Origin of the sequence: Streptomyces sp. NRRL B-1347 (genome assembly GCF_000720325.1) — a bacterium.
Taxonomy (GTDB): Bacteria; Actinomycetota; Actinomycetes; order Streptomycetales; family Streptomycetaceae; genus Streptomyces.
In genome coordinates this window covers 64746-79020 of the sequence record NZ_JOJM01000006.1, presented here as the reverse complement: position 1 = coordinate 79020, position 14275 = coordinate 64746, and the positions used below count along the sequence as shown (strand labels likewise).

Annotated in this window: 19 protein-coding genes; 1 reads left to right on the top strand and 18 read right to left on the bottom strand. The window is 72.8% G+C overall.

Annotated elements, in window-relative coordinates; translation table 11 throughout:
- Positions 1–37: 37 nt before the first annotated feature.
- From IG74_RS0108880 to IG74_RS53300, 8 genes are all read right to left on the bottom strand, one after another.
- On the bottom strand, positions 38–589 hold the full coding sequence (locus IG74_RS0108880) for a ParB N-terminal domain-containing protein (protein WP_199818803.1): 552 nt from the start codon (positions 587–589) through the stop codon (positions 38–40).
- Complete coding sequence (locus IG74_RS0108875) at positions 586–1992, bottom strand: phosphoadenosine phosphosulfate reductase family protein (RefSeq protein ID WP_030672406.1); 1407 nt, start codon at positions 1990–1992, stop codon at positions 586–588. The genes IG74_RS0108880 and IG74_RS0108875 overlap by 4 nt, the downstream gene beginning before the upstream one ends.
- On the bottom strand, positions 1992–2804 hold the full coding sequence (locus tag IG74_RS0108870) for a hypothetical protein (protein WP_030672404.1): 813 nt from the start codon (positions 2802–2804) through the stop codon (positions 1992–1994). Before IG74_RS0108870 ends, IG74_RS0108875 begins: the two co-directional genes overlap by 1 nt.
- Before the next feature lies 1 nt (position 2805).
- Positions 2806–3918 (bottom strand): inositol-3-phosphate synthase, encoded by a 1113-nt coding sequence (locus IG74_RS0108865; protein WP_030672401.1) that lies wholly within the window; start codon positions 3916–3918, stop codon positions 2806–2808.
- Positions 3915–5009: a DegT/DnrJ/EryC1/StrS family aminotransferase gene (locus IG74_RS0108860; RefSeq protein ID WP_030672399.1), complete on the bottom strand. Its 1095-nt coding sequence runs from the start codon at positions 5007–5009 to the stop codon at positions 3915–3917. The genes IG74_RS0108865 and IG74_RS0108860 overlap by 4 nt, the downstream gene beginning before the upstream one ends.
- Entirely contained in the window at positions 5002–5970 is a 969-nt protein-coding gene (locus IG74_RS47810; protein WP_051854717.1) for a hypothetical protein, read from the bottom strand. Before IG74_RS47810 ends, IG74_RS0108860 begins: the two co-directional genes overlap by 8 nt.
- Positions 5971–6050: 80 nt before the next feature.
- The gene (locus tag IG74_RS53305; protein WP_234334279.1) at positions 6051–6809 is read right to left on the bottom strand and encodes a GP88 family protein; all 759 of its coding nucleotides are present in this window, start codon (positions 6807–6809) and stop codon (positions 6051–6053) included.
- Complete coding sequence (locus IG74_RS53300) at positions 6806–7624, bottom strand: hypothetical protein (protein ID WP_051854716.1); 819 nt, start codon at positions 7622–7624, stop codon at positions 6806–6808. Before IG74_RS53300 ends, IG74_RS53305 begins: the two co-directional genes overlap by 4 nt.
- A 205-nt stretch (positions 7625–7829) precedes the next feature.
- Here IG74_RS53300 and IG74_RS0108840 point away from each other — a divergent pair, with 205 nt between their 5' ends.
- Positions 7830–8612 (top strand): hypothetical protein, encoded by a 783-nt coding sequence (locus IG74_RS0108840; RefSeq protein WP_030672392.1) that lies wholly within the window; start codon positions 7830–7832, stop codon positions 8610–8612.
- 73 nt (positions 8613–8685) lie between these two features.
- On the opposite strand, the gene IG74_RS0108835 is transcribed toward IG74_RS0108840, so the two are convergent.
- From IG74_RS0108835 to IG74_RS0108790, 10 genes are all read right to left on the bottom strand, one after another.
- The gene (locus IG74_RS0108835; RefSeq protein WP_030672390.1) at positions 8686–8958 is read right to left on the bottom strand and encodes a hypothetical protein; all 273 of its coding nucleotides are present in this window, start codon (positions 8956–8958) and stop codon (positions 8686–8688) included.
- A gap of 142 nt (positions 8959–9100) precedes the next feature.
- On the bottom strand, positions 9101–9448 hold the full coding sequence (locus IG74_RS0108830; RefSeq protein ID WP_030672388.1) for a hypothetical protein: 348 nt from the start codon (positions 9446–9448) through the stop codon (positions 9101–9103).
- Positions 9449–9563: 115 nt separating this feature from the next.
- Entirely contained in the window at positions 9564–10493 is a 930-nt protein-coding gene (locus tag IG74_RS0108825; RefSeq protein WP_051854715.1) for a DUF3560 domain-containing protein, read from the bottom strand.
- A gap of 86 nt (positions 10494–10579) precedes the next feature.
- The gene (locus IG74_RS0108820; protein WP_030672384.1) at positions 10580–11332 is read right to left on the bottom strand and encodes a PP2C family protein-serine/threonine phosphatase; all 753 of its coding nucleotides are present in this window, start codon (positions 11330–11332) and stop codon (positions 10580–10582) included.
- Between the two features lie 120 nt (positions 11333–11452).
- A complete protein-coding gene (locus IG74_RS0108815) occupies positions 11453–11641 on the bottom strand; it encodes a hypothetical protein (protein WP_030672381.1) in 189 nt (62 codons plus the stop codon).
- A 66-nt stretch (positions 11642–11707) separates the two neighbouring features.
- Complete coding sequence (locus IG74_RS0108810) at positions 11708–12076, bottom strand: hypothetical protein (RefSeq protein WP_030672378.1); 369 nt, start codon at positions 12074–12076, stop codon at positions 11708–11710.
- 61 nt (positions 12077–12137) lie between these two features.
- A complete protein-coding gene (locus tag IG74_RS0108805; protein WP_030672375.1) occupies positions 12138–12836 on the bottom strand; it encodes an LPD29 domain-containing protein in 699 nt (232 codons plus the stop codon).
- A 41-nt stretch (positions 12837–12877) separates the two neighbouring features.
- On the bottom strand, positions 12878–13108 hold the full coding sequence (locus IG74_RS0108800) for a hypothetical protein (RefSeq protein ID WP_030672372.1): 231 nt from the start codon (positions 13106–13108) through the stop codon (positions 12878–12880).
- A 43-nt stretch (positions 13109–13151) separates the two neighbouring features.
- Positions 13152–13391, bottom strand: coding sequence for a hypothetical protein (locus IG74_RS0108795; protein WP_158857532.1), 240 nt, complete (start codon positions 13389–13391; stop codon positions 13152–13154).
- Positions 13392–13458: 67 nt separating this feature from the next.
- Positions 13459–14226: a hypothetical protein gene (locus IG74_RS0108790; protein ID WP_030672365.1), complete on the bottom strand. Its 768-nt coding sequence runs from the start codon at positions 14224–14226 to the stop codon at positions 13459–13461.
- Positions 14227–14275 lie beyond the last annotated feature (49 nt).

Genomic DNA, 14275 nt, shown 5'->3' with positions numbered 1-14275 from the left:
CTGCGGCTCCTTGTGCGGGCGGGCTGGTGGGGCGGGGCTAGCCGACGGTCCATCCCTGGTTGAAGGTGTCAGGGGCGTGGCGGGCGATCATGTCGCCGCGGTCGGCGAGGCGGTCGACCTCTTCGGGGTCCATCTCCAGGCGGCGGCTGATCTCGTCCTCGGGGATGCCGAGGCGCTTGAGGTCGGAGACGATGTCGGCCATGGCCAGGACGTGATGCGTGCCCCGGGCGCGGTTGTGGCGGATGGTGGCCATGCGCGCTGAGGCGGGGTCCGTCGGAGGGAGGACGACGACGGGGACCAGGCCGCCGGTGAGCGCGGCCAGCTCCGCGTCGGTGGAGACCTTCCACCGGTGGTAGCCGTCGACGACCTCCAGCCGGTCGTCGACTTCCCGGGCCACGATGGGCTGCGTCCACCCGTTCTCCAGGATGGAGGTCTTGAGGAGGCGGTACTCCGGGGGTGCCTGCTTGTTCGGGTTGTAGGAGTTCGCGGCGAGGGCGTCGCGGGGCAGCCAGGTGACCGTGCTCACGGGCTGGAGCTCCGTTCCTGTCGGTGCCCTCAACGGCTCGGGCACGGGGGTGTGGTCGGTCACGGTGTGGCCTCCGTGGGCGGGGTCTTGTACTCGTCGGGGATGAGGGTCCGCGGGTCGGCGGGCAGCGCCTGCGGGTAGCCGATCTCCGTCCGGCCCTCGGGCCCGGCCGCGGTGAGGTCGGTGAGCTCCTGGGCGTAGCGGTGCCACAGGGCCGTGGGGTCCTTCTTCAGCAGCTGGTGCGCCTCCTGGCGGCGCTGCTTGAAGTCGCCGCGCATCGCGATCGTGAGGAGGAAGGCCCAGCTCACCCCGGTCACCGGGTGCGGGGTCGCGGGGAGGATCGGGTGCGTGACCTTGCTGTAGTGCCGGGTGACGATCTCCTGGATGCGCGCGGCGATCTGCGGCTGGACCTTCTGTCCGTGCTTGCTGAGGTAGTGGCGGATGAAGTCCGGCCAGGGCATACCGGCGGGCTTGTCGGGCTTGCTGCCGTAGCCGTACAGCTCGGTGCGGGCGTACCGGTAGGCGGCGCCGATGCCCGGCACGCGCTCGGCCATGCGGGCCCACACGTCGGGGAAGCACTGCGCGTAGGTGTGGATCTTCTGCAGGGGCTCCTCGCCGAAGGCGGGTGAGCAGCGCTGCCCTGCGGGTCCGATACCGGCCATCTCCATCACGTCGTACGCCCGGTTGTAGTCCCAGCCCTTGAGGCGGACCGCGGCCCACACGTCCTCGGTGAGCCAGTCGTAGATCGGGTAGGCCTTCCACAGGTTGCCGTGGAAGACGGCCGCGGCCTGCCGCGCGTTCGACTTCGGCCGGTAGGGGACGATGTAGTTGTCGACGGACCGCAGGCGTACGGCGTGTGCGCGGATCAGGGACTCTTGCGCGCGGATGCCCATGAAGGTCGCGGTGGTGTGTGGGGGCGGGGCGAGGAGGCCGTTCGTGTTGGGGACGGACAGGCGTTCCTCGGGCGGCCAGATCGGGAAGCCGGGCCACGTCGTGACCGCCTCGGGGGGCAGCGGCCTGCACCACTTCGCCTCGTCCTCTGGCGCCCAAGGCCACCAGTACGGGGAGCGGCGGGAGCAGGCGTTGCGGTGCTGCACGGGCAGGCACAGCCAGACGAGGTCGATGTCGTCGCGCTGGGCGACGCGGCGCACGTACTCCTCGGTCTCGTACGGGATGGCCTCCTCGTCGAAGAAGTAGACGCGCAGCGGCAGATGCCGGTGCAGGCGCTTCTCCCGGGCGAGGACCTCCAGGGCGACGTTGAGGACCGCGGTGGAGTCCTTGCCGCCGGAGAACGCGACCGTGGCCCGGTCGTGGGTGTCCAGGACGTACTCGGTGCGCTCGCAGGCCAGCGTGTAGACGTCGGCCCCGGCGGCAAGGCGCGGCCGGTTGTGCTTGGCCACGTAGCCCATTACGTGCTTGTCGATGCAGGCGCCGACCGGGGCCCAACCGTCGGGCATGTCGGTCATCAGGTGCTCCCGTCGGTATGCCGGCGCAGCCAGTCGGCAGCCGCGGGCAGATCCGGGGCGGCCTCGAGGAGGCGCTCAGGTTCGATCGCGTACGTCTGCGCGAAGGCGGTGTCGCGGTCGCCGACGCGGCGGCCGGGCCAGGAGCCGGTGCCGGTCTTCCACCCGTCCGGCCAGTCGTAGACGGGCGGCAGGGGGCGCCGGTTGTAGTGGACGACGGCGAGGACGAGTTCGTGCGGCCAGTGCCGGATGGGGCTGTAGGTGGTGAGGCGGCGGGTGCGGTGGATGCCGTGCTCGGTCGGGGGGATGTAGTTGCCGTCGGCGGTGCGGCGCCCGTAGATCTGAAGGCGGGGGTGCATCTGCTGCTGGTAGAGGTGCTGGGCGCGGCGGGTGCCGAGCATCGTCCACTTGTAGCCGTCGGTGCTTGTGGTGGGGAAGAGGTAGCGGTCGTTGCCGGGGCGGGCGAGCCAGGCCGGGGTGATGTGCGGGTTGCCGATGACGGTGAGGCCGTCGGGCCGGTGCTCGTCGCACCAGGCGAGATAGCTGCGGAACTCGAGGTGGGGGATGGTGCCGAGGAGGGCGCGGTGGACACCGGCGCGTTCCATGACGACCTGGAGGGCGACGCTGTCCTTGCCGCCGGACCAGCCGTACACCGCGGTGTCGGGGCGGCCGTCGAGGACCGCCCGGGTCTCGCGGGCGGCCTCCTCGACGGCGCGTTCGGCCTCGTCCTCGGTGACGTGGTCGGTGATGCTGGCCCACACGCGGGCGACGTCGTCGTTGCTGTACGCCGTCTTGGACTTGAGGACGGTGTGCACGTCAGGCCTCTTCGAGCCACGCGTCGAGGCGGTGACGGGCTTCTGTGTCGTCCTGCTCCGCGACGGAGCGCGGCGGGGCCTTGAAGAGCCATGCGGACGCCCACGCGTCGACGTCGGGGTCCCCGCGGTCGAGGGCGGTCTGCGCGATGCGGGCGGCGTCGATCACGATCCCGGCGGAGTTCGGGGAGTCGGGGACGGTGAGCTGCATCTCCAGCTCGATGGGCGCCCCGGCGAAGCCACGGCCCTCACAGCGGATGAAGGCCTTCTTCGTGTCGCCGAGCCACGGCACGTAGTCGGAGGGGCCGATGTGCACGTTGCCGGGGCAGATGGGGCCGTACGCATCGGTGACGGCGCCGCTCTTGGACTCCCGCTTGGTGGCCAGTCGGTCGGCCTCCAGCATGTTGTAGAAGTCCATGTTGCCGCCGACGTTCAGCTGGTACGTCTGTTCCAGGGTGATGCCCCGGTCCCGGAAGGCGCGGGCGAGGACGCGGTGCACGTACGTCGCGCCGAGCTGGCTCTTGATGTCGTCGCCGATGAGGGGCGTCCTGGCGGCGCGGAAGCGCTGGCGCCACTCCTCGTTGCGGGCGATGAAGACGGGGATGCAGTTGACGAAGGCGCAGCCGGTCTCCAGGGCGATCCGCGCCCACCACTCCGTGGCCTGCTGGGAGCCGACGGGCAGGTAGTTGATCAGGACGAGGACCCCGGCGGCTTGGATCTCCTCGCAGATGCGGTGCGCGTCGTCGCACGTGTTGTGCTCGCCCTCGTCGACGGTGATCCGCTCGCGGTACTTGTGGCCCGCGCCGTCGAGGACGGGGGCACGGCTGACGGTGACGTCGTCGGCGATCGGCTTCAGGTCCTGTGGGAGGCCGACGTCGAGGTTCTGGCCCGCGGCGCGCGCGTCCCACAGGGAGCGGCCGACCTTGTCGGTGTCGACGTCCCAGGCGGCGACGGGCTCGACGTCGGCGGGGGTGTAGCCACCGATGGTCGGGTGGCACAGGCCGGTGTCGTCGTCGGGCTCCTGCCGGTAGTAGGCGATGCCCTCGATGAGGGCGCGGGCGCAGTTGCCGACGCCGATGATGCCGACGCGGACTGGGTGGAGCGGGGTGTGGGTCACAGGTCCTCCGTGATCATTTCGAGGGTGGTGCAGACGAGTTCGGTCTCGCCGGGCGACCACGTCCAGGGCGGGCAGGCCTCGGTGCCGAGGCAGAAGGTCTGAGCGGCGAGGCGTTCGGCGTGCGGGGTGGCATGCCGGCGGCCCTCGGCTGGGGCGAAGAAGGGGTGGTCGGGCAGTGGGTGGTGGCCCCATCGGTGGAGGGGCATCCCGGCCTCGGTGAGGGCCGCGGGCAGCCGCCGGTGCCCGGAGCCAGGGAGGCCGGTGCGGAGTTTGTGCCAGGCGGGTTCGACCATGGGGCGGGTGCGCTGGTGCCACAGGCCGCAGTCGACGAGGGTCTGCTGGACGCGGGCGCCGACCTCCCGCGCGCGGGCCGCGGTCTCGGTGAGGGTGTAGAGCTGTTCGACGACGAGGGCCATGGACAGCTCGCTGGGCCGCCAGTTGTGACCGGGCCGGGTGATCAAGGCGTTGGCGCGGGACTCCCACGGTTCGGCGCCGTAGTCGCGGAGCTGGCGGAGCTCGGCGGCCAGGGCCTCGTCGTCGGTGGTGACCGCTCCCCCGTCCGGGGCGGCGACGAGCTTGGTCGACGAGAAGCTCCAGCAGTGCGTGCCGGTGGCGCCGCCGTGGCGGCCGTCGGTGAGGGTGCCGAGGGACTGGCAGGCGTCGGTGATGACCTCGGCGCGCGGCAGGTTGTGGGGGACGCCGTGGAGGTCGGGGGTGAGGACGAGCTGCCCCGGCGTGTGCCCGGGCTCGACGCTGTTGCCGGTGCCGAGGTCGACGTCGTGGTAGAGCAGCGTGGCGCCGATGTGGGCGGCGCCGGTGAGGGTTCCGGCGAAGCCGAAGGCAGGGGTGTGCACGGGCGTGCCGCGCTGCGCACCGTGGGCGAGGAGGGTGGCGTGGATGGCGGCCGTGCAGGACTGGAACGCCACCGCGTGCGGGGCGCCGGTGAGGTCGCTCATGGCCTGTTCGGCGAGGCGGGTGTAGCGGCGCGCCGTCCATGAGCGGGAGTCGAGGGCGCTGCTGACGGCGTGGCGCGCGGCCGCGGTCGGGGCGGGCGGCCAGCGCACGTCGTGCAGGGCGAGGAGGTCAGACACGCGCGGCCGCTCCCTCCGCGTCGCTACTGGCCTGCTCGGGGGCGGCGGCGAGGTAGTGGCTGCAGATCGCGGTGAGTGCCTGCGCCGCAGTGTCGTGGCCGCCCTGGATCTGCTCGGCCTTGATGGCGGCGCGGACGGTGTCGCGCTGCTCCAGGGTGAACACCCACTGAAGGGGGGCCATCTGGGGAGAGGTGGGCAGGGGGATTCCGTCGCCCGCGGGCTGCCGCGCGCCGGGCCCGGTGTACGGCGCGGGGCCGGTGTGGACGCCTTCGGAGTGCGGGGGCGGGGCGGCGGCCGCCTCGCTGTCTGCCGGGCGCTCCTGGGTGCCTTCAGGGGGCTGCGGGGTCTGGGCGGCGCCGGTGGGCGGGGCGGTGTCGGAGAAGGGGTGTGTCGACGGGGCGCCGGGTGCCGGGGCGGCGAAGTCCTCCAGGAAAGCGCTGGCCGATTCGGCGAGGGCGCCGCTGGTCTTGAGGAGGTCGTCGACGTCGCTGTCGGTGTAGGCGGTGCCGGTCAGGTCCCCGTCGAGAGCGGCGAGGAGTTCATGGAGGGCGCGGTCGTCGTAGCTGCCGAGGTCGGCCGTCCGGTTGTCGGCCAGGTTGATGCGGCGGGCGGTGTCGTCGTCGCAGGTGATGATCTCGGTGCGGACGGTCGGCTTCCACCCGGCCTTGTTGCCGCAGACCCCGCAGGGCACGGTCCTCTTGCCGTACTTGAGCACGGTCCTCTTGGTGTGGACGCCGCAGTCGCCGGGACCGTGCTCGCGGAAGGCGGCCACGGTGTGGTTGCCGGTGAGGGTGACCAGTTCGCCGCCGGGCAGGCGGCGGGCGACGACGGCGCGGTACTGGGCGTTGCGGCGGAGGCTGTCGAGGATGGCGCTGACGTCCCCCCGCTTGGCGTTGCCGGGGAAGGGGATCAGCTTGTCGGCCGGGACGTCCTCGGTCGCTACGTAAGTGGCCTGTGTCATCGGGCGATTCCCTACTCGTGGGGGGGTCGGGGCGGAGAAGGGTAGAGCGGGCAGGCGGGAGCGGACCGGGCGTGCGCGGGTCAGCTGCCTGGGGCGGCACGACGGCCGTCGCGCTCGGCCTGCCACTGGCGGAAGGTGCGGCCCGCCATGCGGTTGCGGAAGCGCGGGATGTTGTTCGCGGGGATGCCGACCGGGGCAGGGCCGAGGACGGCCAGGAGGTCGCTGCGGTCCTGCGAGTGCCACCCGGCGCCGGTGATCGATGCCTCGTCGGGGAAGACATCGGCCACGCGGTCCCGGGCGGGGTCGAGGAGGTGGTCCTCGCGGCCGCCGTAGGAGTACACCCACCGGAAGTTGCGGGGCGGGGCCGGTTCCACCATCTCGCGAAAAAGTGTCAGCTCCTTGGTGTAGCAGTAGAAGGACACCCAGGGCCGGAAGGCCATGATGCGCAGCCAGGCGGCGAGGTACGCCGGGCTGAAGAAGTCCCCGCTGTCGTGGATACGGATCCAGCCGCCGCGATACCGCTGGTGGGCCAGCTCTGCGCTCATCTGCCGCGTCCAGCCGGGCAGGTCCTCGACGACGTACCGGAGGTTCTCGACGTGGCGGGCCGCCACGCTGGGGATGAGGTAGCTGCCGTTCCTGGCGTAACAGGCGGATGCGCAGACCCCAGCTGCCGGGCAGGTCTTGACGGTGGTGCCGTCGGGGAGGCGGGCGGCCAGGGCCGGGAGGGTCCACCCCCAGACGCCGTCTTCGCGGAGCTCGCTGTTCTGGCCGAGGAGCCGCTCGGGCCGTCGTGGCCGCCGCCGTACGGGGGCGGGCAGCTCGACGGGCGCGCCGGTCACGCGGCGACTCCCGCGACGGCCAGGAGTTCGTCGACGGCGAGGTTGTCCCGTGCGGCGTCGCGGGCGTTCAGGGTGGCGGTGAGGGTGCGCAGGGCGTGGAGGACGACGACCGGGGTGCCCGCCGTCGGCAGGGCGTTGCGGGCGGCCGCCATGTGGGCGGCGACCTCGTCGTGCTCGGCGGTGGTGTACGTGAGGAGCACGGTGGCGTGCCCGTCCGGGGCGGGCGGGGCGGGTTCGCCGGGCGCGGGCCCGGGTGGCAGGTCCGCGGGCGGGCGCGTGGCGGCCGCGGGGCGGGCGGGCGGCTCGTAGGCGTCCACGTCGGCGTCGAGGTCGACGGGCGCGAGGAGGTCCTGGAGGTCGGCGTCGCTGTAGCCGGTGCCTGCGAGGTCGCCGTCCATGCCGGCAATGAGGGCTGCCAGGGCGCGCTCGTCGTAGTCGCCTTGGTCGGCGGCCCGGTTGTCCACGAGGTTGATGCGCTTGGCGGTGGCGTCGTCGCAGGTGACGATCTCGCAGCGGGCGACGGGCTCCCACGGTGCGTTCAGGCAGAGGCCGCAGGGGCGTTGCTCGCCGTCGACGGTGACGTTGAGTCCGCAGTCGCCGGGACCGTGGGCTGCGATGGCCTGTGCGGTGTGGTTGCCCGCGAGGGTGGTGAGTTCGTCGCCGTCGCCCTGGCGGACGACGAGGGACCGGTACTGGCCGGTGCGGCAGAGGCTTTCGAGGATGGTGGGGACGTTCCCCCGCTTGGCGTTGCCCGGGAAGGGGCGCAGGCGGGCGAGGGGGACGTCTGCTGTGCGTAGGTACGTGGCAGTGGACATGGGTGGGGATCCCCTCAAGGCGGCGGTAGGGGGGCGCAGAATGATAAGCCCCGGTTTGCCCTGCTTCGCCGGGCAGCCTTGCCGGTGCACGCGCGCACCAAGGCGTGCGGCGAACTCCCGTGGGGGCGCGCGGACTTGAGGCGCACTTCGGTGCACGGGGCACACACCCTTGTCTTACGCACACCCTGTGCATAAGTCTGTAGGCATGGAACTCACCACGGCACGCGAGTGCGCCGACCGATGGGGCGTCAGCTACGCCTACGCCCGCCGCATCCTCAGCTCACTGGACTCCCCCGGCCGGGACCAGGAGACCGGGGCCAAGCAGTACAAGCGGGCGGAGGCGGACGCCGCCCGCGCCGCACAGCCCAGCCGGGGCTACCGCTCCGACATGCGGACCGCGCCCATGGCGCCCGCGCGCTACCGGCAGCTGCTCGACGACGAGACGGTGCCGGTCGAACACCGGGCCCTGTGGGCCATGCTGTGGGAGGGTCAGGCGCGGGTTGGCGAGGCCCTGGCCCTCGACGCCCGCGACGTCGACCCTGAGGAGCACGCCGCCGTGGACGAGCGACGCATCCCCCTCAGCGACCAGTCCGCAGCCCTCGTCCGTACCGCCCTCGACGGCCGGAGCAGCGGCCCGCTCTTCTCACGAGACGGTCAGCGGCCGCTCAGCCGCCAGACGGCTGCCCGCTGGGCCGCGCTGCACGGCGAGAGCCTCCACGCCCTCTGCAACGGCGGCTGGTCGGCGCGCAGGTCCCCGCGCCCGCCCCAGGTCAGCTATGACGAGCCGCTGCCGGAGACGGACGAAGAGCGCTCCTGCCAGTGCCTGTGCGCCTCCGTCCATCCCCGGGAGCCGGAGGGGTGTCAGGGCGCAGCTGATGAGGCGCTGCTCGTGGACGCCACGGTGGTCAACTCGCCGTCGGGCAGGCCTGAGCGCAAGCTGCGCCCGTTCTGCCCGCCCTGCTACGAGCACGCCCTCAGCAGCGGGTGACGGCCGCCTGCTGGCTGCACGACGTCGCCCCGCCCAGGACTACAGCCCGGGCGGGGCGGCGTCGTGCAGGTGGCTACAGCCCTTCGCGGATGACCTGGGCGTCGCGGGTGCACTTGGGGCAGAGCGTCGCGCCGAGGCACTTGGCGCGGCTCCCTCCGGGCGGCCCCTCCTCGGGCTCGGGGGCGGGGGCCTGCGCGAGGGGTGCGAGCTGGGCTTCCAAGTCGCCGGGCCAGGTGTAGTCCATGCCGGAGTACCAGCGCGGGCCGAGGCGCGACCAGTGCCGCCCGTCGGCGCTCAGGACTTCGTGCACGCCGCGAGGGACCGGATTGTCCGGGGTGTAGGTCATGCCCGCGATTCTGGCCCAGCGGCTACCCGGCGTGAACGGTTCGACCGGTTTTGTCATGGTTCGGTCAGAACTTGACCTGGGCGCAGGAGCGGGGCGGCTCCAGAGCTCTCTGGCAGGATGCCGCCCCGCTGCTGCGCGCCCGTCAGCGATGCAGGCACACCAGGCCAGCCGAGGCCCGCAGCGCCGTGGCCCTGTCGTATTTCGTGGCGCGGATCCAGGCCGGGGCGTGGTGGGGGCAGTGCAGCCCCCACGTCACGCCGTTCGTGCGCGGCAGGGGCACGACGTGGAGGGGGTGGGCGTGCTCGGGGACCGGCTCGACGCAGGTCACGCCCACGTGGAAGCCGGGCCCGGCCTCGCCCTGCATGATGACCACCGGCGGCGCCTCCTCCACGTTGTGGCGCTGCATGCGCTGGAACCGGCCGGTTGCGCCGGTGTACGGGCCGTCGACGATCACCAGGCGCTGGCCGATGCGGAGCTCTGACGTCTTCATGTGCGTGCCTCATCTCTGCGGGTGGAGTGGGGTGCTGCTGAGGCCCCGGGGCGGACCGCGTCCGGACACGTCCGGACCTCCTGTCCGGACACAGTCCGCCCCCGGGGGGTATGGGTCAGTCCTGCGCGCCGTCCTCGCACAGGCAGCGGACGTCTCGGATCTCCTCGTAGCCGTAGCGGTCGGACCAGGAGTAGCCGGTCGTGACGCTCACGCTCTTGGCGCTGGCACGGATGACGGACCGCCACGTGCCCCGGATGAGCGCACTGTCGCCCGCGTGGACGTTGCTCTTGGAGTAGCGGCCGAACGTTCCTGCTGCCCTGGCCTGCTCCAAGACGGCGCGGTCACCGGCGATGCGCTCCACCAGGACGGCGCGCTCTCCCTCGTACTGGCGCAGCAGGGCCCCTGACCGGGTCTGGGGGTACAGCTTCAGGGAGGCCATGCGCCGGTCGAGGGAACGCAGTTCCGCCTCCAGGCGCTCGACGCGGCGGGCGGTGACGTCGGGCCGCTCCTTGTAGGCCTCGGCGCGGCGCGATCCGGCGATGCGTGCCGGCATACGCGCCGCTTCGTCTGCGACCCGCGCGCCGCGGATTGCGGTGTCCACGGACCGCTCCAGCAGGCGCCTGTGCGCCTGGCCTCGGCGGCCGGGGGCGACGGGCTGCCCCAAGGGGAGGTGCTCGACCATGGCGTCGCTGGCGCGGTGCAGGGCGTCGGACTGGGCGGCCAGCTTCTTGCCCTTCGCGGCAAGCGCCCTGCGGCGGTCCTCCAGGCGCTCGTGCTGGTCGGCGTTCACCACGGCGTTGTCGCGTACCTCGCCGCTGATCTCGACCGTGACGGTGTGGCCGTCGGCGCGCAGCTCCTCGGCGGCGCTCTCGATGGCGACGAGGCGCGGCGCCCGGTCGCGGCTGTTGCGGATGTACCAGCAGCCGATGGACCGGCCCCAGCGGAAGCCCGCCCGGTGGAGGATCGGGGCCGAGCCGTCGTCCTTCTCGGTGCCGTCGGCGAGGGTGCCATCTGCGGGCGTGTGCGTGATGCTGATCTCGGACATGCAGGGCGCCTTTCTTCGGGTTGATCGAGGTCCGGGCGGTATCCGGGGCCTGTCCGGACGGGGTGTCCGGGCAGGCCCCGGACAGGTCAGGGGGTCAGGTCGGCGACCAGCACGGTGGCGTTGTCCGCGTGGGGGTACTGGGGCTCGGCCTTCAGGGCGGCGTCCACGGCGGTGGCGACGAAGCCGCGCGCGGCGGTCGTGGGCTTGTCCTCGTCGGCCTCGGCGTAGATGTCGTTTCCGGCGTCCGCGTGAGGCTCGTACGCGCCGTCGGAGGCGAGGAGAAGGCGGCACGGCCCGTTGAGGGGGACGCTGGCGGCCTCGATGGCCGGGTGCCCGTACCGGGCCTTCACGTTCTCGTCTGACCGGTGGCTTCCCAGGTAGCTGGTGATCCTGTTGCGGTTGCCGCCTTCCGGGCGGGTCGCGGTGGGCGGGTAGACGCGGCGGAGGTTGTGGTCCTCGGTGAGGCGGCGGGCGATGCCGCCGTGCAGGAGGTAGGCGCGGGAGTCGCCGCACCAGGCGACCTTGAGCGGCTTCCCGGGGGCGGCGACGGCGACCACAGCGGCCGCGCACGGCAGGTACATGAACAGCTCGTTGCGGCGCGGGTCGTTGGCGTACACGGCGTAGAGGGCGCGCAGACCCTGCTCCGCGTCACCACGGCGAGCGGCCCACGTGGCGAGGTGGCGGGCTGCGGCGCGCGTCCAGTCGCGGACGTCGTCGTCGGAGCCGATGCCGTCCAGGAGGACATAGGCGCGGGCGCCGTCGGCGCCGGTGCGGACGGCAGTGGCGTCGCACTGGTGGCTGCGGGTGCCGATCATCTGGGCGGTGGCGTAGGTACGCATGACGTGCTCCTTCGTGGCCGAGAGGGCGTGGTGCCTTCCAACACCTCGTACGTTACCCAAGTGAGCTTGGCCAAGTCAAGTTGGCCAAGCTCACTTGGCCACTTTTCTGCAGGTCAACAACTACGGGGCAGGTAGCGTCGTGTCGATGTCGAGCATCACGTCGTCGCGGTCCGCGTACACGCTGGCGAACTCGGCGAGGTGGTCCTGGAGCTCGGCGAAGTCGTCGGTCGAGGCGCAGGCGAGGAGCTCGCCCGGCTGCCCGTCCTCGACGCGGCGGGCGCAGATGCCATAGATGGCGTATGCCGGCATAGGGGTCCTCCTGGAGTGCGGGCCGGGCGTCGCGCGGGCGCCCGGCCGAGAGGGTGTGACAGGGCGTCAGGACGGGTCGGTCAGGGTGGCGTTGACGTCGCCGCGCCAGGCCTCTGCGGGGTAGGCCTGCCAGGCGTCGGCGATGTCCGGCGGTACGGGGACACCCCGGTACGTGAGGTCGCGGGCGCCGTAGGCCGCGATGTGGGCGGCTGCCTCGTCCGCGAAGACGCCGAGGCCGTGCTCGACGTTCGGGCCCGTCAGGCCCCACACCATGGAGCCGAGGTAGGTCAGCCTCCAGGTGACGTCGCGGGAGGTGACGGTGTGCGTGATGCGCACACCCGGCTTCAGCGGGTCCAGCTCCAGGCCGGAGGCGGCCAGTGCGGCGACGAGGGCGGCCCGGGCGGCGGCGGGGATGCTGTGCGGGAGGAGAGGCACGGTGGCTCCAGTGGCGGGTGCGGGGCCGGGCGCCGTGCAGGGCGCCCGGCAGAGGCAGGTATCAGGACTTGGCGAGGGCGGCATAGGTGAGGGCGGCGTCGACGCCGTCGCGCCAGATGGAGGCGCTGGCGGTGTCCCACGCAGCGGCCAGGTGCTCGGGGACGGGGACCCCGCGGTACGCCTGCGGCGCGCCCTGCTCGGCAGGCACGAGGTCCTTGTCAGCGGCAGGGGGCTGGGGGGAGTCGGCGGCCTTAGCGTCCTCCCGGCGTGCTCGCAGGGAGGTCTGCCAGCGGTCGACGAGGACGATCTCGCGTGCGATGAAGGCGATCTGCCGCGTGGGGTATCCAGCCGGAACGTCCCGCCCCTTGATGGCGAGGGGGTCGGTGAACCCGGCCTCGTCGTAGTCCTCGCCGGTCGCCTCCGTCCAGAGGTGTCGGGCCTCCTGGATGGCGCTCAGTGAGATGAAGCGCTGGATGTCGACTCCGGCACAGAGGGGTTCGCCCGTGACCTCCTCATGGTCGAGGGTGACCGTGAGGGTGCTGCCGGTGGCCTCGTGCTGGACGCCGTTCCAGCACAAGCCCTCGTACTCGCTGGTGATCCGGCGGACGGCGCTGGCAGCGGGGCCGTCTTCGTAGTTGACGCGGATGACGGAGTTGCCCCCTGTGGCGGTGGTGACCCGGAAGCGGACGCCGGGGAACTCCCGGGTGAGCCGGTCCTTCAGCGCGGTGGCGACGTGGGGGGTGGCGATGTACTTGCTCATGAGGTGCTCCGTTTCTTGATGTTGGGGCCGGGTGGGGCGAGTCAGCGTTCGGTGTGCAGGACGAGGGAGATGCCGCCGCCGAACTTCAGGGCGGCCGAGCCGCGGGCGCGGGAGTCGGCCATGAGGGCCTTGAGGCGGACCGTGTGGGCGCCGATGACGCCGATGCCCTGCGAGGTGAGGAGGTCCACGTAGGCACGCTGGACGTCGGCGGGGGTCTCGCCGGTGCGGCACTGCATGGGCTGTCCGGGGCGGATGAGGATCATGCGGTACATGGCGGGCTCCGTGGTCGTGGCGGTGCGGGCGGGAACCGGCGGGTCAGAGGGTCGCGGTGGTGCGCAGCGTGAGCGCGGCCCCGCCGTCCAGTTGGAGGGCGGCGAAGCCGTCCCTCTCGGCCTGTGAGCAGGCGGCCACGACGAGGGCGACGAGGCGGCCTGTGTCCGTGTCGGTGATCTGCACGTCCTGCGAGTCGAGCAGGTCCCACAGGGCGGTGCGGACGTCTGCGCAGGTCTCGCCCTGGCGGGGCTCCGGGGACTGTCCGGGGCGGATGAGGAGCATGCGGAACACGGCTTCTCCGGAGGGGCGGGGCCGGGCGCCTGCTGCGCCCGGCCGGGCTGGCGAGGGGTCAGGCGGCGAGGGTGCGGGGGAAGTCGGCGCGGCCGTTGTTGAAGTCGGCGACCAGCTGGGTGGCGTCGGCCTTGAACGTGGTGCGGGTGGACTTGCGCGGGGCGGCGAGGCCGCGGGCCGCGTAGTCCAGGGCGACCTGGGTGTTGTCGAGCACCGACCGGCCGGGGGTGCGGGTGATGATCACGCGGCCGTAGATGCCGGAGGGGAGGGTGCGCAGCCACGTCTTCTCGGCGTCGGCGGCCTTCGCGAAGTCCTTGGCCTGCCGGTCCATGTCGGCGTGGCGCAGGGCGTGGGCCTCGATCTCTTCGACGGCGGGGAGCTCGTCGGCGTCCAGGACGCGGTCGGCCTCCGGGGCCGGGGTGAGGGACGTCTCGCCGAGGCGGCGGGAGATCTTCTCGACGGTGCGGGAGGCGGCGACGGCGGTGCGCAGGCCCAGGCGGGTGAGTCGGCGCTCGGCGCGGCGGGTCTCGCGGCGGGCGGTGGTGGCCTCGCCCTTCAGGGCGCGGGCGGTGGCGGCGAGGTCGGCCAGCTTGGCCTCGCGGGCGGCGACGGTGCGGCGGGCGGCTGCCACGCGGCGCCCGGCGCGCTCGGCGGCGCGCAGCGCCTTGCGGGCCTCCGTGAGGCGGGCGCGGGCCGCCTTGGTGCGGGCGGCGGCGCGCTCGGCCTGGCGGGCGGTGCGGGACTCCTCGCGGCGGGCGGCGGCCGCCGTCTCCTCGGCCTCGGCGAGCTGAGCCATGAGGCGGGCGGACTTGATGGTGCCGGTCATCGCACTGTCCCTCCGTCGTAGTGACGGGCCCTCGCCCGTCCTGACACCC

What these genes read in the sequence shown, in the direction of transcription:
- IG74_RS53300 (WP_051854716.1), bottom strand. Translation starts at nt 7,624, where the DNA reads ATGTCCACTGCCACGTACCTACGCACAGCAGACGTCCCCCTCGCCCGC.
- IG74_RS0108815 (WP_030672381.1), bottom strand. Translation starts at nt 11,641, where the DNA reads ATGCCGGCATACGCCATCTATGGCATCTGCGCCCGCCGCGTCGAGGAC.
- IG74_RS0108790 (WP_030672365.1), bottom strand. Translation starts at nt 14,226, where the DNA reads ATGACCGGCACCATCAAGTCCGCCCGCCTCATGGCTCAGCTCGCCGAG.
- IG74_RS0108825 (WP_051854715.1), bottom strand. Translation starts at nt 10,493, where the DNA reads ATGTCCGAGATCAGCATCACGCACACGCCCGCAGATGGCACCCTCGCC.
- IG74_RS0108875 (WP_030672406.1), bottom strand. Translation starts at nt 1,992, where the DNA reads ATGACCGACATGCCCGACGGTTGGGCCCCGGTCGGCGCCTGCATCGAC.
- IG74_RS0108840 (WP_030672392.1), top strand. Translation starts at nt 7,830, where the DNA reads ATGGAACTCACCACGGCACGCGAGTGCGCCGACCGATGGGGCGTCAGC.
- IG74_RS0108800 (WP_030672372.1), bottom strand. Translation starts at nt 13,108, where the DNA reads ATGTACCGCATGATCCTCATCCGCCCCGGACAGCCCATGCAGTGCCGC.
- IG74_RS0108835 (WP_030672390.1), bottom strand. Translation starts at nt 8,958, where the DNA reads ATGACCTACACCCCGGACAATCCGGTCCCTCGCGGCGTGCACGAAGTC.
- IG74_RS0108830 (WP_030672388.1), bottom strand. Translation starts at nt 9,448, where the DNA reads ATGAAGACGTCAGAGCTCCGCATCGGCCAGCGCCTGGTGATCGTCGAC.
- IG74_RS0108820 (WP_030672384.1), bottom strand. Translation starts at nt 11,332, where the DNA reads ATGCGTACCTACGCCACCGCCCAGATGATCGGCACCCGCAGCCACCAG.
- IG74_RS0108795 (WP_158857532.1), bottom strand. Translation starts at nt 13,391, where the DNA reads ATGCTCCTCATCCGCCCCGGACAGTCCCCGGAGCCCCGCCAGGGCGAG.
- IG74_RS47810 (WP_051854717.1), bottom strand. Translation starts at nt 5,970, where the DNA reads ATGACACAGGCCACTTACGTAGCGACCGAGGACGTCCCGGCCGACAAG.
- IG74_RS0108805 (WP_030672375.1), bottom strand. Translation starts at nt 12,836, where the DNA reads ATGAGCAAGTACATCGCCACCCCCCACGTCGCCACCGCGCTGAAGGAC.